This window comes from Klebsiella sp. WP4-W18-ESBL-05, from assembly GCF_014169075.1.
GTDB classification, from domain to species: domain Bacteria; phylum Pseudomonadota; class Gammaproteobacteria; order Enterobacterales; family Enterobacteriaceae; genus Kluyvera; species Kluyvera ascorbata_B.
In genome coordinates this window covers 444168-466889 of sequence record NZ_AP022057.1, presented here as the reverse complement: position 1 = coordinate 466889, position 22722 = coordinate 444168, and the positions used below count along the sequence as shown (strand labels likewise).

22 protein-coding genes are annotated in these 22722 nt (G+C 57.7%); 10 read left to right on the top strand and 12 right to left on the bottom strand.

The window, feature by feature from the left end:
- Positions 1 to 12 precede the first annotated feature (12 nt).
- On the top strand, positions 13 to 945 hold the full coding sequence (locus tag H7R58_RS02160) for a LysR family transcriptional regulator (protein WP_106925162.1): 933 nt from the start codon (positions 13 to 15) through the stop codon (positions 943 to 945).
- Positions 946 to 1024: 79 nt separating this feature from the next.
- Here H7R58_RS02160 and mdcH read toward each other — a convergent pair whose 3' ends face one another.
- The 8 genes from mdcH to mdcA all read right to left on the bottom strand — a co-directional run bounded on the left by mdcH (position 1025) and on the right by mdcA (position 8071).
- Positions 1025 to 1921 carry a malonate decarboxylase subunit epsilon gene (gene mdcH / locus H7R58_RS02155; protein WP_182929917.1) on the bottom strand — a complete coding sequence of 299 codons (897 nt, stop codon included), beginning with the start codon at positions 1919 to 1921 and terminating at the stop codon, positions 1025 to 1027.
- Positions 1921 to 2538: a malonate decarboxylase holo-ACP synthase gene (locus H7R58_RS02150; protein WP_035894378.1), complete on the bottom strand. Its 618-nt coding sequence runs from the start codon at positions 2536 to 2538 to the stop codon at positions 1921 to 1923. The genes mdcH and H7R58_RS02150 overlap by 1 nt, the downstream gene beginning before the upstream one ends.
- 3 nt (positions 2539 to 2541) lie before the next feature.
- Positions 2542 to 3501, bottom strand: a complete 960-nt coding sequence (locus tag H7R58_RS02145; protein ID WP_182929916.1) for an AEC family transporter — start codon at positions 3499 to 3501, stop codon at positions 2542 to 2544.
- Between the two features lie 122 nt (positions 3502 to 3623).
- Positions 3624 to 4424, bottom strand: a complete 801-nt coding sequence (gene mdcE, locus H7R58_RS02140) for a biotin-independent malonate decarboxylase subunit gamma (protein ID WP_106925159.1) — start codon at positions 4422 to 4424, stop codon at positions 3624 to 3626.
- The gene (locus tag H7R58_RS02135; RefSeq protein ID WP_106925158.1) at positions 4424 to 5257 is read right to left on the bottom strand and encodes a biotin-independent malonate decarboxylase subunit beta; all 834 of its coding nucleotides are present in this window, start codon (positions 5255 to 5257) and stop codon (positions 4424 to 4426) included. The genes mdcE and H7R58_RS02135 overlap by 1 nt, the downstream gene beginning before the upstream one ends.
- Positions 5250 to 5549 carry a malonate decarboxylase acyl carrier protein gene (gene mdcC / locus H7R58_RS02130; RefSeq protein WP_106925157.1) on the bottom strand — a complete coding sequence of 100 codons (300 nt, stop codon included), beginning with the start codon at positions 5547 to 5549 and terminating at the stop codon, positions 5250 to 5252. Before mdcC ends, H7R58_RS02135 begins: the two co-directional genes overlap by 8 nt.
- 9 nt (positions 5550 to 5558) lie before the next feature.
- Positions 5559 to 6416 (bottom strand): triphosphoribosyl-dephospho-CoA synthase, encoded by an 858-nt coding sequence (locus H7R58_RS02125; RefSeq protein WP_106925156.1) that lies wholly within the window; start codon positions 6414 to 6416, stop codon positions 5559 to 5561.
- On the bottom strand, positions 6416 to 8071 hold the full coding sequence (gene mdcA, locus H7R58_RS02120; protein ID WP_182929915.1) for a malonate decarboxylase subunit alpha: 1656 nt from the start codon (positions 8069 to 8071) through the stop codon (positions 6416 to 6418). Before mdcA ends, H7R58_RS02125 begins: the two co-directional genes overlap by 1 nt.
- A gap of 250 nt (positions 8072 to 8321) precedes the next feature.
- Here mdcA and H7R58_RS02115 point away from each other — a divergent pair, with 250 nt between their 5' ends.
- The 3 genes from H7R58_RS02115 to H7R58_RS02105 are packed head-to-tail and all read left to right on the top strand — an operon-like array spanning position 8322 to position 10480.
- Positions 8322 to 9344, top strand: coding sequence for a hydrolase (locus tag H7R58_RS02115; RefSeq protein ID WP_106925154.1), 1023 nt, complete (start codon positions 8322 to 8324; stop codon positions 9342 to 9344).
- A complete protein-coding gene (locus H7R58_RS02110; RefSeq protein WP_106925153.1) occupies positions 9341 to 9559 on the top strand; it encodes a YheU family protein in 219 nt (72 codons plus the stop codon). Before H7R58_RS02115 ends, H7R58_RS02110 begins: the two co-directional genes overlap by 4 nt.
- Positions 9560 to 9616: 57 nt before the next feature.
- A complete protein-coding gene (locus H7R58_RS02105) occupies positions 9617 to 10480 on the top strand; it encodes a phosphoribulokinase (protein ID WP_106925152.1) in 864 nt (287 codons plus the stop codon).
- Between the two features lie 116 nt (positions 10481 to 10596).
- On the opposite strand, the gene H7R58_RS02100 is transcribed toward H7R58_RS02105, so the two are convergent.
- Entirely contained in the window at positions 10597 to 11001 is a 405-nt protein-coding gene (locus tag H7R58_RS02100) for an OsmC family protein (protein WP_035894387.1), read from the bottom strand.
- A gap of 304 nt (positions 11002 to 11305) precedes the next feature.
- Here H7R58_RS02100 and crp point away from each other — a divergent pair, with 304 nt between their 5' ends.
- Positions 11306 to 11938, top strand: a complete 633-nt coding sequence (crp, locus tag H7R58_RS02095) for a cAMP-activated global transcriptional regulator CRP (RefSeq protein WP_000242758.1) — start codon at positions 11306 to 11308, stop codon at positions 11936 to 11938.
- Positions 11939 to 11989: 51 nt separating this feature from the next.
- Positions 11990 to 14065, top strand: a complete 2076-nt coding sequence (locus tag H7R58_RS02090) for a YccS/YhfK family putative transporter (RefSeq protein WP_182930582.1) — start codon at positions 11990 to 11992, stop codon at positions 14063 to 14065.
- On the opposite strand, the gene argD is transcribed toward H7R58_RS02090, so the two are convergent.
- The 3 genes from argD to ppiA all read right to left on the bottom strand — a co-directional run bounded on the left by argD (position 14058) and on the right by ppiA (position 16591).
- Positions 14058 to 15275, bottom strand: coding sequence for a bifunctional acetylornithine/succinyldiaminopimelate transaminase (argD, locus tag H7R58_RS02085; RefSeq protein WP_106925150.1), 1218 nt, complete (start codon positions 15273 to 15275; stop codon positions 14058 to 14060). The two genes, H7R58_RS02090 and argD, sit on opposite strands and share 8 nt — an antisense overlap.
- A gap of 83 nt (positions 15276 to 15358) precedes the next feature.
- The gene (gene pabA / locus H7R58_RS02080) at positions 15359 to 15922 is read right to left on the bottom strand and encodes an aminodeoxychorismate synthase component 2 (protein ID WP_182929914.1); all 564 of its coding nucleotides are present in this window, start codon (positions 15920 to 15922) and stop codon (positions 15359 to 15361) included.
- A 96-nt stretch (positions 15923 to 16018) separates the two neighbouring features.
- Entirely contained in the window at positions 16019 to 16591 is a 573-nt protein-coding gene (ppiA, locus tag H7R58_RS02075; protein WP_106925148.1) for a peptidylprolyl isomerase A, read from the bottom strand.
- Between the two features lie 278 nt (positions 16592 to 16869).
- Here ppiA and tsgA point away from each other — a divergent pair, with 278 nt between their 5' ends.
- The 4 genes from tsgA to cysG all read left to right on the top strand — a co-directional run bounded on the left by tsgA (position 16870) and on the right by cysG (position 22688).
- Complete coding sequence (gene tsgA, locus H7R58_RS02070; protein WP_106925147.1) at positions 16870 to 18051, top strand: MFS transporter TsgA; 1182 nt, start codon at positions 16870 to 16872, stop codon at positions 18049 to 18051.
- Positions 18052 to 18300: 249 nt separating this feature from the next.
- Positions 18301 to 20844, top strand: a complete 2544-nt coding sequence (nirB, locus tag H7R58_RS02065; protein ID WP_182929913.1) for a nitrite reductase large subunit NirB — start codon at positions 18301 to 18303, stop codon at positions 20842 to 20844.
- Positions 20841 to 21167, top strand: a complete 327-nt coding sequence (gene nirD, locus H7R58_RS02060) for a nitrite reductase small subunit NirD (RefSeq protein WP_106925144.1) — start codon at positions 20841 to 20843, stop codon at positions 21165 to 21167. The genes nirB and nirD overlap by 4 nt, the downstream gene beginning before the upstream one ends.
- Positions 21168 to 21314: 147 nt before the next feature.
- Positions 21315 to 22688: a siroheme synthase CysG gene (cysG, locus tag H7R58_RS02055; protein ID WP_106925143.1), complete on the top strand. Its 1374-nt coding sequence runs from the start codon at positions 21315 to 21317 to the stop codon at positions 22686 to 22688.
- Positions 22689 to 22722 lie beyond the last annotated feature (34 nt).

Below are 22722 nucleotides of genomic sequence, written 5' to 3'. Positions count from 1 at the left end.
GAAGGGCGGACGATGAACCTGTCAATCACCGACGACATTACCTTCCGCAAGCTCACCATCTTCATGACCTTTATGGAGAAGGGCAACATCGCCCGTACCGCTGAGGCGCTGAATATCAGCGGCGTCAGCGTGCACCGGGCGCTGCATACGCTGGAAGAGAACGTGCGTTGTCCGCTGTTCGTGCACAAAGGGCGTAATCTGCTTGCCCAACCGGCGGCGTGGACGCTGCTGGAATACTGTCAGGAAGTGACGCAACTGATGGAACGCGGGCTGGAAGAAGCTCGCAAAACGGCAGGCGTCGGACAGGGCCGTCTGCGCGTTGGCACGCTGTATTCGCTGACGCTGGAGACGGTGCCACGGCTGATTATGGGGATGAAGCTGCGTCGCCCGGATCTCGAGATGGATCTCACGATGGGTTCAAATGAAGCCCTGCTGAAGATGCTGGAAGACGGCACCCTCGATGCGATTCTGATCTCCATTTCAGAAAGCGAAATCGATCGTAACAGCCTGGAAGTACTGCCGCTGTTTCACGATGATATTTACCTTGCTGCGCCGATCACTTCGACATTGGATACGCATAAAACGGCGGATCTGCGCGATTATCGCAACGAGAAGTTTGTCTCACTGGCCGAAGGGTTCGCCACCTATGCCGGATTCCAGGAAGCGTTTCATATCGCCGGGTTCGAACCGGAAATTGTGACCCGCGTAAACGATATTTTCTCAATGCTGAGTCTGGTGCAGGCAGGCGTCGGGTTTACCCTGATGCCGGGGCGAATGAAAAAGATGTATGAAAATACGGTGCATCTGCAAAAACTGGCGGACCCGTATCAAATGCGGCAGCTGATTGCGATTGTCTTTGCCCGTAACCGCGAACGCGACCCTAGCTTGCTGGCGCTGGCCGCCGAAGGCCGCATGTATGCGCGTAGCCTCAACCCCAACGCCTGATTGCCGAATGGCGATGCTACCGGCCTACAAACGACACAGCCTGTAGGCCCGATAAGCGCAGCGCCATCGGGCAATCACATCACGCACGAAGACGCTTCGCCAGGTGCACAGCCACATCCACGCCGCTGCGCTCCAGAGAAATCGACTCCCCTTCCCACGCCGCCTGACGCGTTAAGCAGGTCAGTATGCCACCGGGCGGCATTTCAATCGCCAGCCGTGCTTCACGTTCGTTGGCGGAAATCACCGCCTCCTGCCAACGCACCGTGCGCGCCATATTCATCGCCAGATCGTCAGCAATACGTTCCGGCTGCCACAGCACGCGACCGGTGCTACCGCTCAGGTAGGCGTAGCGCGGACGGGAAAGCGTTACATGGCTGAACGCCTCAACCAGCTTGTGCGCGGGCTCGGCCAACAGTGCACAATGCGACGGCACGCTCACCGCCAGGCGAGGTGCCTTACTGGCCCCTTTGGCCATCGCGCGTTTCGCCACGTCGGCCATCGCGTCATCAGGACCGGCAATCACAATCTGCGTTTCAGCGTTCAGGTTAGCGATATAAGTGCCGCTGCCTTCTACCAGGCTTTCCACCTGACTCAGCGTCAGCCCCATAATTGCCGTCAGGCCGTAGCCGTGCGGGTAGGCCAGCTCCATTAAGTCACCGCGCAGCGCGACCAGCGTCAGCGCGTCGGCGAAGTCGAGCGCACCGGCAACCACCGCCGCCGGGTACGCGCCAATGGAGAGTCCACTGACGATATCAGGCGCTACACCACGACGCTCTAGCTCGCGCGCCCATGCAACGCCAGCAATCAGCAGAGACAGTTGAACGGCTCGGGTATGTTTGAGCGCCTCAGGGGTATCCAGCGTATCAACCTCAGCGCCAAGCACCTCACGCGCCTGGGCCAGTTCCGTCCCCGGAAGGTTTTGCAGCATTCCTGCGTGCTGCGTTCCCTGCCCCGGGAAGGTAAACAGAATTTTCATCACTCCTCCCTGCCCCACGGGTCGCGAACCAACTGCGGCCCCTGCGAGGTTTTTAATAGTGCTTTTCCATCGCGCAGCCATTCATTGAGGGCAAAGCCGCCGCGCGGCGTATCCACCTGGGTATCCGCCCGGCAAAGTCCGGCGGTGAGCTGCTGCTGCCACGTTTCCAGCGCTTCACGGGAGAGCGGCTGCGGCGCGCGGATCAACAGATCCAGATCGCTTGCCGCATGGATAACCGGGATCCCGGTCGCCAGCGCATAGCCAGTACTGCCGGTAATCCCCCACGTCCACGGCCATGCCTGCTGCGCCAATAACAAAGCCACCTGAACCGGTGGCTGAGAGATAAAGGGCGAGCGCAGCAGCGACAGCGGGTCTACCAGCGATTCCGGCGAGCAGACGCGGACGACCGCCTCTGCTTTCACCCAACCGGCGGCGCGCTGGTCGCGCTTCATCCCGCGGACGCCCACCGGAATGCGCCCCTGCGCATCAACATCACGTCGCACCACTACCGGCAAGCCGCTATGCCAGACGGTATCCACCCAGGATTCCGTGACATCTTCAAGCGCGTCGCGCGCATTCAGCCAGATAAGGTCGTGTGGACGTAATGTTGTGCTCATGATTTAGATTCCTGAAGTCAGCGAGATAAACAGCGGCAGCGACAGGATACACAGTACGGAGCTCAACAGCAGCACGGCTTCTGCATCCGGCGACTGCACGCCAAAGCGGTTACCGAATACCACGCCGAAGAAACCGGCAGACAGCGCAATCATCAGGATCGCGGTAATCGCCACCGAGCCATGCAGGCCGAGAACAAGAACGATAGCCCAGGCAATCGCCGGTTGAATCAGCAGCTTAGCGAGGGTTGAGGTAATCACGACGGTGTTGATCTGCAATTTACGTGCAGACAGAATCACCCCGGTCAGGAACAGCGCAGCCGCGGTCGCAGACAGGCCCAGCGGTTTGATCGCCGCCAGCACCAGGTCCGGCATTTTGATGCCAATTGCGGAGAGAATAACCCCCAGCAGCGGGCCCATTACGATCGGTTTTTTAATTGAACGCCACATCAGTACCGGCAGCATAGACAGCGTAGAACCGGAGTTGCCACCTTCCGCACGCGCTTTTTCACGTTCCAGAATCAGCAGGCAGAACGGCGTCATCAACACAGAACCACAAGCGATGGAAACGGCAACGGAAAGCGATGTAGACGAGGTTTCACCCAGCACGCTCCCCAGAATCGGCAGGCCCAGCGCAGCGTAGTTTGGCAGCGCCACAGTCAGGGTCAGCACGGCGGCATCCTGCGGTGATTTATTGAACAACCTGGTCGCCATAAAGTAGATAGCGGCATAGGTAATCCACATCGCCAGCGTCAGCACCACAATCAGCGGTGACTGCGCCACGATGCCGGCCCACGGCGTTTGTACGGTAGCGCTAAACAGCGCGGCGGGCAGCGCGAAGTCCATCACGAAGATATTGAGCAGGGAGACATTTTTGTTATCGACCATTTTGGCCTTCCCGGCCCAGAATCCCAGCAGCATGATGACGAAAATCGGAGCAAGAGCATGAACAATTACGTAAGTCATATTTCACCTGTAATGAAAAAAAGTTAGCACTGGCGCGATGATTATTATTTTTCAGATGCAAGTGCCCGCATGGGCGCTGGGAAGCGCCCATGGAGCCGTACATCCGGCAGGTCTCTTTTTTCTTACCAGCTTGCCCGCATGCGTTCGCGTACGAGGGCAGAGCTGCGGCGATTGTCAGCGCCCAGACGGCTTTTCAGCGTCGGGTCCTGACGAGCGTCTTTGATGGCCTGTTGCAAGGTGTTCACCACCAGCGTCAGATCGTTTGCAGATGGCGCATCCGGATTGCTGATATCCAGCAGATTTTCCAGCAGCCCCAGCGTGGCGTAGTTGCTGATGTCATACGCCATTGGCGGAATCGTCGCCGCCAGTTTTTCCAGCGCGTCAACGGTACGCAGGGTGATACGCGCCGCCGACTCTTTACCCATGGCGTGAATCAGCACGCCTTTGTCGTTGAAGGCGATCAGGCGATTCGCCTGGTAGCCGTGCGCCAGAAACGCACCGGACATCGCTTTACCGACAATCAGGCCAATCACCGGGTGACCTGCCAGGCGCGCGTTGGCATACGCCGCTGCGGCACCGGCCAGCGCCTGGTGAATACCGAAAGCTTCTTCACGGCGACCGTAGGCCTGGCTTGGTACATCAATCACCGCCACAATCGGACGTTTCACCGCTTTATCAGCGTCTGCGGCGATGGTTTCACTGACCACTTTTGCCAGCGTCCAGCCTTCCAGCAGACCGACTTCCCCTTTCGCTGCGCGCGGGAAGTGGTTATTGGCATCCGGCACCACGGCAACAAAACGCACCGTTTCACCGTTAAGTTCGCCGTCAGCAGCCTGCACAGACGGGCACAGCCCTTCGATTCGTTTGGCGTTCGGAACCAGCGTTTCCAGCCATAATTCGCCACGGCTCATTGCGTTACTCATCATTTCACCTCCCGGGCGAAGAGCGCATGAATCTGTTCGGTATCCGCCTGTTTGCGGGTATCGAAATTCGTCAGACGGTCGAGATACCAGGCATAGTTATCGGTGCGATGTTTCGCCGGAACGCCTTTCGCCAGCGCCTCATGCATCGCCGCTTTGACTGCGTTGACGCCGTCGCCAACCAGTGCTTCCACCAGGCCGCTTTGGTAGCGAATTTCGCCACCGGTCATGCTCCAGATAAACGGACGATCGCGGGAGTCATACTCTTCAATACCGGCTTCCTGTTCGATAACCTGCGGGCCGTTCAGGCCGAGACGCGCTTCGCGGGTCACAATCAGATAGCTACACAGCGCCGCCGCGATGGACATCCCACCGAAGCAGCCCACGGTACCGGCCACAATGCCAACCACCGGGGTATAACGACGCAGGTCAACAATCGCCGCGTGGATATCGGCAATCGCCGCCAGGCCCAGGTTCGCTTCTTGTAAACGTACGCCGCCGGTTTCCAGACTCAGAACGGCCTGCGTTGGGATGCCGTTGCGGTTATCTTCCGCCGCCAGCTCCAGCGCCGCCGCCATTTTGGCACCGGACACTTCGCCCATGCTGCCGCCCTGGAATGCGCCTTCAATCGCCACCACCACGGCCGGTTTGCCATTGATGGTGCCTTTTGCCACAACCATGCCGTCATCGGCCTGCGGAACGATGCCCTGCGCGCCCAGCCACGGCGACATCACGCCTTCAAACGGGTCGAGCAGTTCACGGTAGCTGCCTTCATCCAGCAGCGCATGCGCACGCTGGCGCGCTTTTAATTCGATAAAACTGCGGTCATCACGCATAGCTCACCTCTTCAAAAACCTGTTCGATACGGATGCGCGCCACGCCCGGCGTCGCGCCGAAGTCGTGGATGGTCAGCGTGCCAGCCGGCAGGCTGCTGACGGTTTGCAGACGGTTAATCAGCGCTTCCCAGCGGCTGCGGCTGTTATCGACAGAAGTGGTGATATCGACGGTTAACGTCTGGCCCTGGTCGGCGGTGAATAACACCTCCATATCCCCGGAGCCCACAACGCCTGCCAGCGCTTTACCGCGTAAGGTGCGGCTGGCCGGTACGGTTAACGTAATGTGTTCCATAACATCCTCTTAATGCTTTAAATAAGGCGATTCGATGCGATCGAGAAACAGGGTCGCGGCCAGCAGATCCGCCGCGCCGCCCGGCGAGGCGTTCAGCGCCAGCATGTGGCGATCGAGCGCGGCCAAGGCTTGTTGCCCTGCCGGATGGGCGCTGCCGCCGGCGCTGAGCACCGCACGTGCGCCGTCCTGCATAGCGTCCAGCCCTTCCAGACCCGCGCGCGACAAAACGCAGGTGTCGGTCAGCGAAGTCATGATCGCCATCAGCGCGTCGAGCCGGGCGTGCGTTTCGCTGCTGCCGTTAAGGCGGCTCAGCCGTAGCTGGGGCAGCGCACGCTGCATCACGTGTGGAAACGCCTGCTGCGCTTCTTCGCGCGCGCCGGGCACCTGATAACGATGCGTGGCGCGCAGCCCTTTACTGAAGACCTTCGGTGCGGCAGCATCGGGCAGCTTCGCCAGCTCGGCGGCGGTGGCCGCAACCTGCTGCGCACTGCCGGTACCGCCGTGCATGGCCACCGCGCTCACCAGCAGCCCCAGCGCCCAGATCGCGCCGCGGTGGGTGTTTACGCCGTCGGTAGCGGCCATCATCTGTTTCTCACCCGCACGGCCGAGTCGCCCTACGGTTTGTCTCAGCGCAATATCCGCCGGACGCTGCCAGCTTTGTTGCGCTAGCGCCTGAAACGTGGGGGTCAGGCTGTGCGCCGAACGCTCCATCAGCGCGAGCGATAAATCGTGGTGCGCGCCGTTCCCCCGACTGTCCACCAGACCGGGTTTCGGGCTTAATCGTGCTTCGTCAATCAGACACTGCGTGGCGGTTCGCGCCAGCCATTCGGCACCGCCTTCAACCTGAATCTGGGGCAGAAGTTTCATTACCAGCTCCGGAATTTCGCAGGTGGGTTGTACAGACCGCCAGACCATTCAACCAGGTCAGCAACGCTGCTGGCCGCCAGCAGAGAACGAGTCGCGTCGGTACGACGGATACCCATATCTTCCGGATAGACCACTTTGCCGCTCTGACGCAGTTCAGCCACGCGTTTAGCATCAACGCCCAGACCGATGTCGGTGATACCGGCAACCGCCGCCACCATCGCACGGCGTTCTTCGAGATCTTTCGCACGATAGAGGTAAGCGATACCTTCTTCGGTCAGGACGTGGGTCACGTCGTCGCCGTAGATCATGACCGGCGCTAACGGCATGCCGGAGGCTTTCGCCACGTCAACCGCGTCCAGTTTTTCGACGAAGGTCGGTTTCGCGCCGGCCTGGAAGGTTTCGACCATCTGCACAACCAGTTTTTTACCGCGCTGCATGGGGTCTGGCTCAGTGATCATATTCAGCCACGCCGGTGTCGCATGACGACGACCGTGCGGGTCATGACCCATATTTGGCGCACCGCCGAATCCGGACAGACGACCGCGGGTCACGGTAGAGGAGTTGGCCAGGCCATCAACCTGAAGGGTTGAGCCGATGAACATATCGACCGCGTACTGCCCCGCCAGCTGACAGAAGGCGCGGTTAGAGCGCATAGAGCCGTCGGCACCGGTGAAGAACACGTCAGGACGGGCGCGGATGTATTCTTCCATCCCGAGCTCGCCGCCGAAGCAGTGCACGCTTTCTACCCAGCCGCTTTCAATCGCTGGGATTAGCGTCGGATGCGGGTTGAGCGTCCAGTGTTTACAGATTTTGCCGCGCAGGCCCAGCTGTTCGCCGTAGGTCGGCAGCAGCAGCTCGATGGCGGCGGTGTTAAAACCGATACCGTGGTTCAGGGACTGCACCTGGTGTTCGGCATAGATACCTTTGATGGCCATCATCGCCATCAGGATATGTTCCTGTTTGATCAGGCGCGGGTCACGGGTAAACAGCGGTTCGATAAAGAACGGCTTGTCGGCAACCACAACGTAGTCAATCCACGACCCAGGAATGTCGACGCGCGGCAGGTCGCACTCGTCGTCCACCAGCTCGTTAACCTGTGCGATAACGATGCCGTCGTGGAATGCGGCAGCTTCCACCAGCGCCGGGGTATCTTCGGTACTCGGCCCGGTGTAGAGGTTACCTTTACGGTCGGCTTTGTAGCCAGCGATCAGCGCCACGTTCGGGGCGAGGTCAACATACAGGCGGGAGTAAAGTTCGATGTAGGTATGGATGGCGCCGATTTCCAGCTGGCCATCCTCCAGCAGCTGCGAAATACGCAGGCTCTGGGTACCGGAGAAAGAGAAGTCGAGTTTACGCGCGATGCCCTTCTCGAAAATATCCAGATGCTCGCTACGCCCGACGCTTGGCATAATCATGTGCAGGTCGTGCACAATCTGCGGGTTAACCTCAGCCAGCATGCGGGACAGGAAATCTGCCTGCTTCTGGTTATTGCCTTCTAATACCACGCGGTCACCCGGCGCGATCAGTTTTTCCAGCATCGCGGTCAGGTCTGCGGTCGGCAGAACCTTACCCTGCACCGGAACGGAAGCCAGACGGCGCTGTTTTTCCGTGCGGCGCGTGTTCCAGACGCGTGCTGGCGTTTGCCCAGATAACATTATTAACCTCCTGATTCAGCTAATCATTTTGATTGCTTAACACAGATAAGAGTGTGCACTCTGGTGAGAAAGTCATCAATTAAGCGTAGGAAAGAATCATTAGCTTGAGAGTAATAATTGAAGTAACAATTTGTGAGGAGGATCAGACTCCAAAGGGATAAAAAGCGCTACGCATGCCTCATTTTCATAAACACAAGGGCAAAGTGACGGTATAGTAGGCGGCAGATTAACGAGTAAACATCGCGTAGCCATGACTGAAACCACCCACCACGACCTCAACATCGACACCTGCAGCAGCGCCACCTTCGTGCCGATGCGCGGCGTCAGCAATCGCCATCTGCAAACGATGCTGCCGCGCCTTATTCGCCGTAAGCTGCAGTTCACGCCGCACTGGCAGCGTCTTGAGCTGCCGGACGGCGACTTTGTCGATCTGGCGTGGAGTGAAGACCCGCAGGCCGCGCGCCATAAACCGCGCCTGGTGGTGTTCCATGGGCTGGAGGGCAGCCTGTACAGCCCGTATGCTCACGGTTTAATTAATGCGGCAAAAGAACAGGGCTGGCTGGGCGTCGTGATGCACTTTCGCGGCTGCAGCGGCGAGCCCAACCGCCTGAACCGTATCTATCACTCCGGTGAAACGGAAGATGGCACTTGGTTCCTGCACTGGCTGGCGCGCGAATACGGCCATGTGCCGACCGCAGCGGTGGGCTATTCGCTGGGCGGCAATATGCTCGCCTGCCTGCTGGCGAAAGAAGGTGATAACGTCCCGGTGGATGCCGCGGCGATCGTCTCAGCGCCGTTTATGCTGGAAGCCTGTAGTTATCATATGGATAAGGGCTTTTCCCGCGTCTACCAGCGCTACCTGCTCAATCTGCTCAAGGGCAACGCGGCCCGCAAGCTCAAGGCCTATCCCGGCTCGCTGCCGGTAGATTTACGCCAGCTGAAAAGCATGCGTCGCATCCGCGAGTTTGACGACTCGATTACCTCAAAAATTCACGGCTTCGCCGATGCCATTGACTACTATCGTCAATGCAGCGCGATGCCTATCTTAAGCAAAATCACCAAGCCGACGCTGATCATCCACGCTAAGGACGATCCGTTTATGGATCATCATTCTATTCCCGCCCAGGAAGAGCTGCCGGATAACGTCGAGTATCAGTTGACCGAGCACGGCGGGCACGTGGGCTTTATCGGTGGGACTCTCCGCCACCCGGAAATGTGGCTGGAGAAACGCATCCCCACCTGGCTGATGCGCTGGCTGGGGACGAAAGGATGATCATTCCATGGCAGGACCTCGACCCGCAAACGCTGGATAACCTGATTGAAAGCTTTGTCTTGCGCGAAGGCACTGATTATGGTGAATATGAGCGTTCACTTGCGCAAAAGGTCGCCGACGTCAAACAGCAGCTACAAACAGGCGAAGCGGTGCTGGTCTGGTCAGAACTTCACGAGACCGTCAATATCATGCCCCGTAACCAATTCCGCGGTTAACTATACTAGTGACAGGAAGCACGCTGCTTGCTGTCACGTATTCAGGGAGTTATTCGCATGTCTGCCAAACACCCGGTTATTGCCGTTACCGGCTCCAGCGGAGCGGGTACGACCACCACCAGCCTCGCATTCCGTAAAATCTTCGCCCAGCTTAACCTGCGATCCGCCGAGGTCGAAGGTGACAGCTTCCACCGCTATACACGCCCGGAAATGGACATGGCGATCCGCAAGGCCCGCGATCTGGGCCGCCATATCAGCTACTTCGGTCCGGATGCCAATGACTTTGGTCTGCTGGAACAGACTTTTCGCGATTACGGCCTGACCGGTAAAGGGAAGTCGCGCAAATACCTGCACACCTACGACGAAGCGGTACCGTGGAACCAGGTGCCCGGCACGTTCACACCCTGGCAGCCCCTGCCGGAGCCTACCGACGTGCTATTCTACGAAGGGCTCCACGGCGGCGTGGTGACGCCGCAGCACGACGTGGCCCGCCACGTGGATCTGCTGGTCGGCGTGGTGCCGATCGTAAACCTTGAGTGGATCCAGAAGATGATTCGCGACACCAGCGAACGCGGCCACTCGCGCGAAGCGGTCATGGACTCGGTGGTGCGCTCAATGGAAGACTACATCAACTACATCACCCCGCAGTTTTCACGCACACACATCAACTTCCAGCGCGTGCCCACGGTCGACACGTCTAACCCCTTCGCCGCGAAAAGTATTCCATCGCTGGACGAGAGCTTTGTGGTGATTCACTTCCGTAATCTTAAAAACATCGACTATCCGTGGCTGCTGGCCATGCTTCAGGGATCGTTTATTTCGCATATGAATACGCTGGTCGTTCCCGGCGGGAAGATGGGGCTGGCAATGGAATTGATTATGACGCCGCTGGTGCAGCGTTTAATGGAAGGCCGCAACTAAACCTTAAGCCTGATGGTGCTTCGCTTATCAGGCCTACAGGATATTGCGAAACGAGTAGGTCGGGTAAGGCGTAGCCGCCACCCGACAGTCGCACGGCATACGCCCTTGTTAAGGGTTTACCCCTCAATCACTTCGTAAGAGTGGGTGATATTCACCGCTTTTTCGAGCATCAACGCAACCGAACAGTATTTCTCCGCCGACAGATCGACCGCACGAGATACCGCCGCATCCTTCAGCGCTTTACCGGTGACAATGAAGTGCAGATTAATATGGGTAAACAGTCGCGGCGCTTCTTCACGGCGCTCGGACGTCAGCTTCACTTCACAATCGGTGACGTCATTACGGCCCTTTTGCAGAATAGACACCACGTCGATAGCACTACAGCCACCAGCGGCCATCAGCACGACTTCCATCGGGCTTGGCGCTTTATCGCCAGAGTTGCCGTCCATCAGAATCTGGTGGCCGGAAGCGGACTCGCCAAGGAAGGTTAACCCTTCAACCCATTTCACACGCGCTTGCATAATTTTTAACTCCGAGGTTGCAATATTCTTCTCAGATTACGCGCACATAACAATTCTCGCAATGGAAGGCGATCGCCGTCATGCTGAAGCGAGACACCAGGAGACACACGGCGAAAGCTATGCTAAAACAGTCAGGATGCTACGGTAATACATAAACGTACTGCATGTATGCAGAGGACATCACATTACAGGCTGCGGCGTAACTCGACAGCCGACTTCCCAGGTAACGGGAAGGATACTATTGCAACCGGTGGCCGTCAGGTTTTTGCCGCCGGGAAGAGCTTATAACAGAGGATAACCGCGCATGGTGCTTGGCAAACCGCAAACAGACCCGACTCTCGAATGGTTCTTGTCTCATTGCCATATTCATAAGTACCCCTCGAAGAGCACGCTGATTCACCAGGGTGAAAAAGCAGAGACGCTGTATTACATCGTAAAAGGCTCAGTGGCAGTTCTCATCAAGGACGAAGAAGGCAAAGAGATGATCCTCTCTTACCTCAACCAGGGCGATTTTATCGGCGAGTTAGGCCTGTTTGAAGAAGGCCAGGAACGCAGCGCGTGGGTACGGGCAAAAACCGCTTGTGAAGTGGCTGAAATCTCTTATAAAAAATTCCGTCAGCTGATCCAGGTTAACCCGGACATTCTGATGCGTCTCTCTTCGCAAATGGCGCGTCGTCTGCAGGTTACCTCTGAGAAAGTCGGCAACCTGGCGTTCCTCGATGTGACGGGTCGTATCGCGCAGACTCTGCTGAACCTGGCCAAACAGCCGGATGCGATGACCCACCCGGACGGCATGCAGATCAAAATTACCCGTCAGGAAATCGGTCAGATCGTGGGCTGCTCCCGTGAAACCGTGGGCCGTATCCTGAAGATGCTGGAAGATCAAAACCTGATCTCCGCACACGGCAAAACCATTGTCGTTTACGGTACCCGCTAATCCAGCCTAAACGGCGTATTGCCAGGCAATACGCCGCTTTTGTTTTCCCCTATGTGGCGCAGGCTGATTTACCACCCAGAAATCAACTATGCACTACGGCAAACGCTAGTGCTGTGTTTGCCCGTGGCTATTGGCCTGCTTTTCGGCCATCTTCAGCAGGGCCTGCTGTTCTCGCTGGTGCCCGCCTGCTGCAACATCGCCGGTCTCGACACCCCACATAAGCGCTTTTTCAAACGCCTGATTATCGGCGGCAGCCTGTTTGCCGGGTGCAGCCTTGCCGTGCAGCTGCTGCTGGCGCGCGACGTTCCCCTGCCGCTGATCCTGAGCGGACTAGCGCTGCTGCTGGGCGTAACGGCGGAGATCAGCGCGCTGCACGGGCGGCTACTGCCCGCCTCGCTGATAGCCGCCATTTTTACGCTCAGCCTGGCCGGCAATATGCCCATCTGGCAGCCGCTGCTCATCTACGCGCTGGGCACCCTGTGGTACGGATTATTCAACTGGTGGTGGTTCTGGATATGGCGCGAACAGCCGCTGCGTGAATCGTTAAGCCTGCTCTACCGCCAGTTGGCCGACTATTGCGAAGCAAAATATAGTCTGCTGACGCAGCATACCGACCCCAACAGCGCACTCCCGCCACTGCTCACTCGCCAGCAAAAGGTGGTGGATCTCATTTCCCAGTGCTACCAGCAGCTGCATATGCTGGCGGCTAACCAACATAACGACTACAAGCGGCTGCTGCGTGCTTTCCAGATGGGGCTGGATTTGCAGGAACATATCTCCGTTAGCCTGCACCAGCCGGAAGAGGTCCAGAAGCTGGTTGAACAAAGCCACGCCGAAGCGGTGATCCGCTGGAACGCGCAGACCGTTTCCGCGCGCCTGCGCGTGCTAGCGGACGATCTTCTCTATCATCGCTACCCCACGCGCTTCACGATGGACAAACAGATTGGCGCGCTGGATAAAATTGCCCGCCAGCATCCGGATAACCCGGTCGGCCAGTTTTGCGCCTGGCACTTCAGCCGTATTGCCCGCGTACTGCGTAGCCAGCGCCCACTTTACCCACGTAATCTGATGGCCGACAAAGAGCGCCGCCTGCCGCTCATCCCGGCGTTAAAAAGCTATCTGTCGCTGAAGTCGCCCGCGCTGCGCAACGCCGCACGCCTCAGCGTCATGTTAAGCATTGCCAGCCTGATGGGGATGGCGCTGCATCTGCCGAAACCCTACTGGATCCTGATGACGGTCCTGCTGGTCACGCAAAACGGCTACGGCGCTACGCGCGTAAGGATTTTCCATCGTGCGGCAGGGACTCTGGCCGGGCTGGTCATCGCCGCTATCGCCCTACACTTCCACACGCCACAAGGGTGGGCGCTGGCTGGGATGCTGATCGTGACGCTGGTAAGCTACTTGATTATTCGCCGCAGCTACGGCTGGGCCACCGTGGGCTTCACGATTACGGCGGTGTATACCTTGCAGCTTCTGACGCTCAACGGCGAAGAGTTTATTATCGCCCGCTTTATCGACACCCTGATCGGCTGCCTGATTGCCTTTGGTGGGATGATCTGGCTGTGGCCGCAGTGGCAGAGCGGCCAGCTGCGTCAGAACGCTCAGGCGGCGCTGGAGGCTGACCAGGAGGCCATTCGTCTGATCCTCAGCCCCGACCCGCAGGCGCCTAAGCTTGCCTATCAGCGCATGCGCGTCAACCAGGCGCACAATACGCTGTACAACACCCTCAACCAGGCCATGCAGGAACCGGGATTTAACTCTCGCTATCTCGAAGACATGAAGCTGTGGGTCACCCACAGCCAGTTTATCGTCGAGCACATCAACGCCATGACGACCCTGGCACGCGAGCACAACATGCTGACGCCGGATCTGGCCCAACGCTATCTGGAGTCGTGTGAAATCGCGCTCCAGCGCTGTCAGCAGCGTCTGGAATACGATGAGGCGGGAAGCAGCGGCGAGGTGAACATTATGGAAGCGCCGGACGCGCTGTCCCACGGGCCGTTGAGCACCATGGAACAGCATCTCCAGCGTATTTTAGGGCACTTAAGCACCATGCACACCATCTCGTCGGTGGCCTGGCGCCAGCGCCCGCGGCACGGCGGCTGGTTGAAACGGCAGTCTAGCTGATCAATGCTGCCACGGCTTGTGCAAAGCGCTGCATACCGTCGTCGATATCCTGTTCTTCCACCACCAGAGATGGCGCAAAGCGCATCACGTCCGGGCCCGCATTCAGCACCATCACGCCAGCATCCGCCGCAGCATACAGGAAGTCGCGCGCGCGGCCTTTATACTTCGCGTTCAGTTCTGCACCTATCAGCAGACCCATGCCGCGCACATCGCTGAAGACATCGTACTTCGCGTTAATGTGCTGCAGATGCTGAACAAAGCGCTCACGTTTAGCATTCACGCCGTTAAGGACTTCGGGGGTGTTAATGATATCGAAGGCCGCCCCGGCCACGGCACAGGCCAGCGGGTTACCGCCGTAGGTGGAACCGTGTGACCCCACGTGGAAGGCACTGGCAATCTCTTCGGTGGTGAGCATAGCGCTGACCGGGAAACCGCCGCCCAACGCCTTGGCGCTGGTCAGAATATCCGGCGTCACGCCGTAGTGCATGTAAGCGAACAGCGAGCCGGTACGGCCCATGCCGCTCTGCACTTCATCAAACACCAACAGCGCCTGGTGCTTATCGCACAGCGCGCGCAGGCCTTTGAGGAATTCTGGCGTTGCCGCCAGTACGCCGCCTTCACCCTGAATAGGCTCGACCACGACCGCGCAGGTATGATCGTCCATTACCGCTTCTACCGCATGCAGATCGTTAAACGGTACGTGGACAATATCGGCCGGTTTCGGGCCAAAACCATCGGAATACTTCGGCTGACCGCCCACGGAAACGGTGAACAACGAACGTCCGTGGAACGCGTTATGGAAGGCAATAATTTTGGTTTTGTACGGGCTATGGCGGGTAGACGCGTAGTAACGCGCCAGCTTAAAGGCGGTTTCGTTGGCTTCCGTTCCGGAATTCATGAATACCACACGTTCCGCGAAGGTAGCATCCACCAGCTTCTGCCCCAGGCGCAGCGCCGGTTCGTTAGTAAACACGTTGCTGGTATGCCACAGGGTTTCACCCTGGGTTTTCAGCGCGTCCACCAGTGCCGGATGACAGTGGCCCAGCGCCGTCACCGCAATACCGCCTGCAAAATCAACGTACTCTTTGCCTTGCTGATCCCAGACGCGGCTGCCCTTGCCCTTCACCGGAATAAACTCGGCCGGTGCATAAATTGGCAAAATGACCTGATCGAAGGTCGCGCGGGTGATCGCAGGTTGTTTGGTTACCATGTCATGCCCTTCTTCAACGATGCAGCAATGATTGTGAGAATCTATCCACAAAATATGCATAAAAAATCACATCATGGCAACTACTATCGATGGAGAAAGTTGGCCAGCAGCGCGTGTCCTTGCTCGCTAAGAATGCTTTCCGGGTGGAACTGTACGCCTTCGAGATCCCACTCGCGGTGACGAATCCCCATGATTTCACCGGCTTCGCTAAGCGCGGTAACCTCAAAGCAGTCCGCCAGGGTATCCGGCTGAATCAGCAGCGAATGATAGCGGGTAACCGTCAGCGGGTTATTCAGCCCGCGAAAGACGCCCTGCTGCTGATGGAAAATCGGCGAGGTTTTGCCGTGCATGACCTGAGCGGCGCGAACGATACGCGCGCCAAAGGCCTGAGCGATAGCCTGATGACCTAAGCAGACGCCAAGAATGGGAATTTTGCCGGCGTAGCGGCGAATAACGTCAAGTGAAATACCGGCATCATCCGGCGTGCAGGGGCCTGGAGAGATAACGATTTTCTCCGGTGCCAGCAGGGCGATTTCCTCGAGAGTGATGTCATCGTTACGTCTGACCGTTACGCTGGCGCCCAGCTCACAGAAATACTGGTAAAGGTTCCAGGTAAAGGAATCGTAATTATCAATCAGCAGGATCATGGCGGCTCCGGTTATCTTTCTGCCGCCATTCTACCGGGTGACATCCACTTTAGCGATACGGGCGACGGCCTCATGCCTGACGCCGCCCGATATGGCTTACGGCAGGACTTTCGCGGAAAGGATCACGACCGGCTTGGTCGGCACATTCTGGTACGGCCCGACGTTATGGCTCGGCACCTGGGAGATTTTATCCGCCACGTCCATGCCCTTCACAACCTTGCCGAATACCGCATAGCCGAAATCACGCTGACCGTGATCAAGGAAGGCGTTATCGGCCACGTTGATGAAGAACTGGCTGGTTGCGCTATCTTTATCAGCAGTACGCGCCATCGCGATAGTGCCGCGAGTATTACGCAGGCCATTGTCAGCTTCGTTTTTAATCGGCGGGTTCGGCTGCTTCTGCTGCATCTGCTCGTTAAAACCGCCGCCCTGAACCATAAAGCCCGGGATCACGCGGTGGAACGTCGTGTTGTTGTAAAAGCCGCTATTAACGTATTTCAGGAAGTTTTCAACGGAAACCGGCGCTTTCTGGCTATCCAGCTGCAGCTCGATATTACCCGCGGAGGTCGTCAGCAGTACGTGCGGATTCTGGGTTGCTGCTAAAGCCGCAGGAGCCATCGCCGAGAGAGCAAAAACAGCCGCCACGGCCGCCAGAGTTGATTTGAGCATGAGAATTCCTTTAACAGGTGCAGTAGAGAAAGCAAGTGGCTTGATTCTAAAGAGGGACAGCCCCTCAGGCCAGTGCTTTACCAAAGTTTACCTGGGCTCAACGCTTATAATGAGCGTGGTAAGCATTGCCACATTTGATTTTGTGATCCAGATCACAATGAAAAGTGTAATACGCCAACGTTTGCGTAATAAAACTATGAATACGTCACTTCAGTGACTAAAATCTGCCCGCTCAGCGCAGTGTCAACGCGCTTTACACAACTATTCACAGGCCAGTCATGACTAACAGCAACCGTATCAAGCTCACATGGATTAGCTTCTTCTCCTACGCCCTTACCGGTGCGTTGGTGATCGTCACCGGGATGGTGATGGGGAACATCGCCGATTACTTCAATCTGCCCGTTTCCAGCATGAGTAATACCTTTACCTTCCTGAACGCCGGTATTCTGATCTCGATTTTCCTCAATGCATGGCTGATGGAAATTGTTCCCCTGAAGACGCAGCTGCGTTTTGGCTTCATTCTGATGGTACTGGCGGTGGCCGGCCTGATGACCAGCCACAGCCTGGCGCTGTTCTCGGCGGCCATGTTCGTGCTCGGTCTGGTCAGCGGGATCACCATGTCGATCGGTACCTTCCTGATTACCCATATGTATGAAGGCCGTCAGCGCGGCGCGCGCCTGCTGTTTACCGACTCCTTCTTCAGCATGGCGGGGATGATTTTCCCGATGCTCGCCGCCTGGCTACTGGCTCGTACCATCGAGTGGTACTGGGTCTATGCCTGCATTGGCCTGATCTACGTCGCGATTTTCGTGCTGACCTTCGGCTGCGAGTTCCCACTGCTGGGGAAAAAAGCCCAACAGAACGACCAGCCAGTGGTCAAAGAGAAGTGGGGCATTGGCGTGCTGTTCCTGTCCATCGCCGCCCTGTGCTACATCCTCGGCCAGCTGGGCTTTATCTCCTGGGTGCCGGAATATGCTAAAGGCCTGGGCATGAGCCTTGGTGACGCGGGTAAACTGGTCAGCGACTTCTGGATGTCTTACATGTTCGGCATGTGGGCCTTCAGCTTCATCCTGCGCTTCTTCGACCTGCAGCGTATCCTGACCGTGCTGGCTGGCATCGCGACCGTGATGATGTACCTGTTCAACCACGGCGAACCGCAGCATCTGGCATGGTTTATTCTGACCCTGGGCTTCTTCTCCAGCGCCATTTATACCTCAATTATCACCCTGGGTTCGCTACAGACCAAAGTCGCCTCCCCAAAACTGGTTAACTTCGTGCTGACCTGTGGCACCATCGGCACCATGCTGACCTTCGTGGTAACCGGCCCGATCGTTGCCAGCAGCGGCCCGCTGGCTGCGCTCACCACGGCGAACGGACTCTACGCTGTCGTGTTTGTGATGTGTCTGATCCTCGGCTTCGTTAGCCGCCACCGTCAGCATGCTACGGTTGCCGGACACTAATCCTTACCGCCCCTTTTCAACTTGAAAAGGGGCACCTTTCTCCAGCTCTGCCCCCCGCCGCTTATTTGCTCATTTCGAACAAAAAACAAACACCAAAGAAAGTTGTGTATTATCCGCAACTTACAAAACCACTTTAAAATCATAGCCATACCCATTAAGTGGTAGGTAAAGGCTAAATTGATTTGAATCAATAATCCCCCTAGCTGAATCGTTAAGGTAGGCAGTATTAGAATAGAAATCGAGGCAAAAATGAGCAAAGTCAGACTCGCAATTATCGGTAACGGCATGGTCGGCCACCGTTTTATCGAGGATCTTCTCGATAAATCCGATGCCAGCCACTTCGACATTACCGTCTTCTGTGAAGAACCCCGCATCGCCTACGACCGCGTCCACCTCTCCTCCTACTTCTCACACCACACGGCGGAAGAGCTGTCGTTGGTCCGTGAGGGCTTCTATGAGAAGCATGGTGTGAAGGTACTGGTCGGCGAACGCGCCATCACCATTAACCGTAAAGAGAAGGTGATCCACTCCAGCGCGGGTCGTACCGTCTTTTACGACAAGTTGATTATGGCGACCGGTTCTTACCCGTGGATCCCACCGATTAAAGGGTCTGAAACTCAGGATTGCTTCGTTTACCGTACCATTGAAGATCTGAACGCCATTGAATCCTGCGCCCGCCGTAGCAAACGCGGTGCGGTGGTCGGCGGCGGCCTGCTCGGCCTCGAAGCAGCCGGCGCGCTGAAAAACCTCGGCGTTGAAACCCACGTGATCGAATTCGCCCCGATGCTAATGGCGGAACAGCTCGATCAGATGGGCGGCGAGCAGCTCAAGCGCAAAATCGAAAGCATGGGTGTGAAGGTTCACACCAGCAAAAACACCAAAGAGATCGTGCAGGAAGGCGAGAACGCCCGTAAAACCATGCGCTTTGCCGACGGCAGCCAGCTGGAAGTCGACTTTATCGTCTTCTCTACCGGCATTCGCCCGCGCGACAAGCTGGCCACCCAGTGTGGTCTGGAAGTCGCCCAGCGAGGCGGCATCATGATTAATGACCGCTGCCAGACCTCCGATCCGGATATCTACGCCATCGGCGAATGCGCCAGCTGGAAGAACCGCGTCTACGGCCTGGTGGCGCCGGGCTACAAAATGGCTCAGGTTGCCGTTGACCACATCCTCGGCAGCGAAAACAGCTTCCAGGGTGCCGATATGAGCGCCAAGCTGAAGCTGCTTGGCGTTGACGTAGGCGGTATCGGCGATGCGCATGGCCGTACGCCGGGTGCGCGCAGCTACGTCTACCTCGACGAAAGCAAAGAAGTCTACAAACGCCTTATCGTCAGCGCAGATAACAAAACGCTGCTCGGCGCGGTGCTGGTCGGCGACACCAGCGACTACGGCAACCTGCTGCAGCTGGCGCTGAACGCCATCGAACTGCCGGAAAACCCGGATTCGCTGATTCTGCCGGCGCACGCCAGCAGCGGTAAACCGTCTATCGGCGTCGATAAGCTGCCGGACAGCGCGCAAATTTGCTCCTGCTTCGACGTCTCGAAAGGCGATCTGATCGCCGCGATTAACAAAGGTTGCCACACCGTGGCGGCGCTGAAAGCCGAAACCAAAGCCGGTACCGGCTGCGGCGGCTGTATTCCGCTGGTCACCCAGGTCCTCAACGCCGAGCTGGCGAAACAGGGTATTGAAGTCAACCACAGCCTGTGTGAACACTTTGCGTTCACCCGCCAGGAGCTGTATCACCTGATTCGCGTGGAAGGCATCAAAACCTTCGACGAGCTGCTGGCAAAATACGGCAAAGGCTACGGCTGTGAAGTCTGCAAACCGACCGTGGGGTCCCTGCTGGCTTCCTGCTGGAACGAATATATCCTCAAGCCGCAGCATACGCCGCTTCAGGACACCAACGACAACTTCCTGGCCAATATCCAGAAAGACGGTACCTACTCGGTGATCCCACGCTCCGCCGGCGGTGAAATCACCCCAGAAGGCCTGGTGGCCGTTGGCCGTATCGCGCGAGAATTCAATCTGTACACCAAAATCACCGGCTCCCAGCGTATCGGCCTGTTCGGTGCGCAGAAAGACGATCTGCCGGAAATCTGGCGTCAGCTGATTGAAGCAGGCTTCGAAACCGGTCACGCCTATGCGAAAGCGCTGCGTATGGCCAAAACCTGCGTCGGTAGCACCTGGTGTCGTTACGGCGTGGGCGACAGCGTGGGCTTCGGCGTGGAGTTAGAAAACCGCTACAAAGGCATTCGTACGCCGCACAAAATGAAGTTTGGCGTCTCCGGCTGTACACGCGAGTGTGCAGAAGCGCAGGGCAAAGACGTTGGCATCATCGCCACCGAGAAAGGCTGGAACCTGTACGTCTGCGGTAACGGCGGCATGAAGCCACGTCACGCGGATCTGCTGGCGGCTGACCTCGATCGCGAAACGCTGATCAAATACCTCGATCGCTTCATGATGTTCTACATCCGTACCGCCGATAAGCTGACGCGTACCGCGCCGTGGCTGGATAACCTGGAAGGCGGTATCGACTACCTGCGTTCCGTGATCATCGACGACAAGCTGGGCCTGAACGAACATCTGGAAGCTGAAATCGCCCGTCTGCGTGAAGCGTTTGCCTGCGAATGGACCGAGACCGTAAACGACCCGGCCGCTCAGGTACGCTTCAAACACTTTATCAACAGCGAACAACGTGACCCGAACGTCCAGGTGGTTGCCGAGCGTGCCCAGCACCGCCCTGCTACGCCGTATGAACGTATTCCGGTCACTCTGGTGGAGGAAAACGCATGAGCCAGTGGGTAAATATCTGCAAAATTGACGCTATTGTCCCAGCGACCGGCGTCTGCGCCTTGCTGGGAGACCAGCAGGTGGCGATCTTCCGCCCGTATGCCGATGATCGGGTCTTTGCCATCAGCAACATCGACCCGTTCTTCGAATCGAGCGTGCTGTCTCGCGGCCTGATTGCCGAACATCAGGGCGAGCTGTGGGTAGCAAGCCCGCTGAAAAAACAGCGCTTCCGTCTGCGTGATGGGCTGTGCATGGAAGATGAGAGCCATTCCGTCGCCCATTACGAAGCGCGCGTTAAAGACGGCCAGGTGCAGCTCAAGGCCTGAACGTTCAGGCATAAGTAATACCAAAAACTTATGACCTTAAAGGGGTAACAGCAGGAAAAATCGTGTATTCCGTACGATGTCTGCTGTTATCCTTACCCGCATTATTCATTCCCCGCATTTCTATTGCTAATTCCGTGAGGTTGCCCCGTGGATCACTTACCCATCTTTTGCCAACTGCGCGATCGCGAATGTTTGCTGGTCGGCGGCGGTGATGTTGCCGAACGCAAGGCGCGTCTACTGCTGGACGCGGGCGCTCGCCTCACGGTAAATGCGCGGGATTACGTCCCGCAGTTCCACGTCTGGGCCGAGGCGGGAATGCTGACGCTGGTCGCGGGCGACTTCCAGCCCGCTCTGCTCGACCCCTGCTGGCTGGCCATTGCCGCCACCGACGACGATGCGGTCAATCAGCAGGTCAGCGATGAGGCGGAAGCCCGACGCATTTTCTGCAACGTGGTGGATGCGCCGAAAGCCGCAAGCTTTATCATGCCATCAATTATCGACCGCTCGCCGCTCATGGTAGCGGTCTCCTCCGGCGGCACCTCACCGGTGCTGGCACGCCTGCTGCGCGAGAAGCTGGAAGCGATGCTGCCACAGCATCTGGGCCAGGTTGCGGCCTATGCCGGAAAGCTACGCGAACGGGTGAAAAAACAGTTCTCCACGATGGGCGAACGCCGCCGCTTCTGGGAAAAAATGTTCATGAACGATCGCCTGGCGCAGTCGCTGGCTAACCAGGACCGCCAGGCCATTGAAGAAACGACCGAACAGCTGCTGACCGCCCCGCTCGACCACCGTGGTGAAGTGGTGCTGGTCGGCGCCGGGCCGGGCGATGCCGGGCTCCTGACGCTCAAAGGGCTACAGCAGATCCAGCAGGCTGACGTCGTGGTATACGACCGACTGGTCTCTGATGACATCATGAATCTGGTTCGCCGCGACGCAGACCGCGTATTCGTCGGTAAACGCGCGGGCTACCACTGCGTACCGCAGGATGAAATTAACCAGATTCTGCTGCGTGAAGCACAGCAGGGTAAACGCGTGGTGCGCCTGAAAGGCGGCGACCCCTTTATTTTTGGTCGCGGCGGTGAAGAACTGGAAACCCTGTGCGATGCGGGTATTCCTTTCTCGGTGGTGCCGGGGATCACGGCCGCTTCAGGCTGCTCGGCTTACTCCGGCATTCCGCTGACCCATCGCGACTACGCACAAAGCGTACGCCTGGTCACCGGCCACCTGAAGACCGGCGGCGAACTGGACTGGGAAAACCTGGCGGCAGAAAAGCAAACGCTGGTGTTCTACATGGGGTTGAACCAGGCAGCCACTATTCAACAGAAGCTGATTGAGCACGGAATGCAGGGCGATATGCCGGTCGCCATCGTCGAGAACGGTACGGCGGTGAACCAGCGCGTGGTCGATGGTCAGTTGACGCAGCTCGGCGAGCTGGCGCAGCAGATGGCGAGCCCGGCGCTGATTATCGTTGGGCGCGTGGTTGGGCTTCGCGACCGGTTGAACTGGTTCTCCAACCATTAAACGTAAAAAAACCGGGATTATCCCGGTTTGAAGT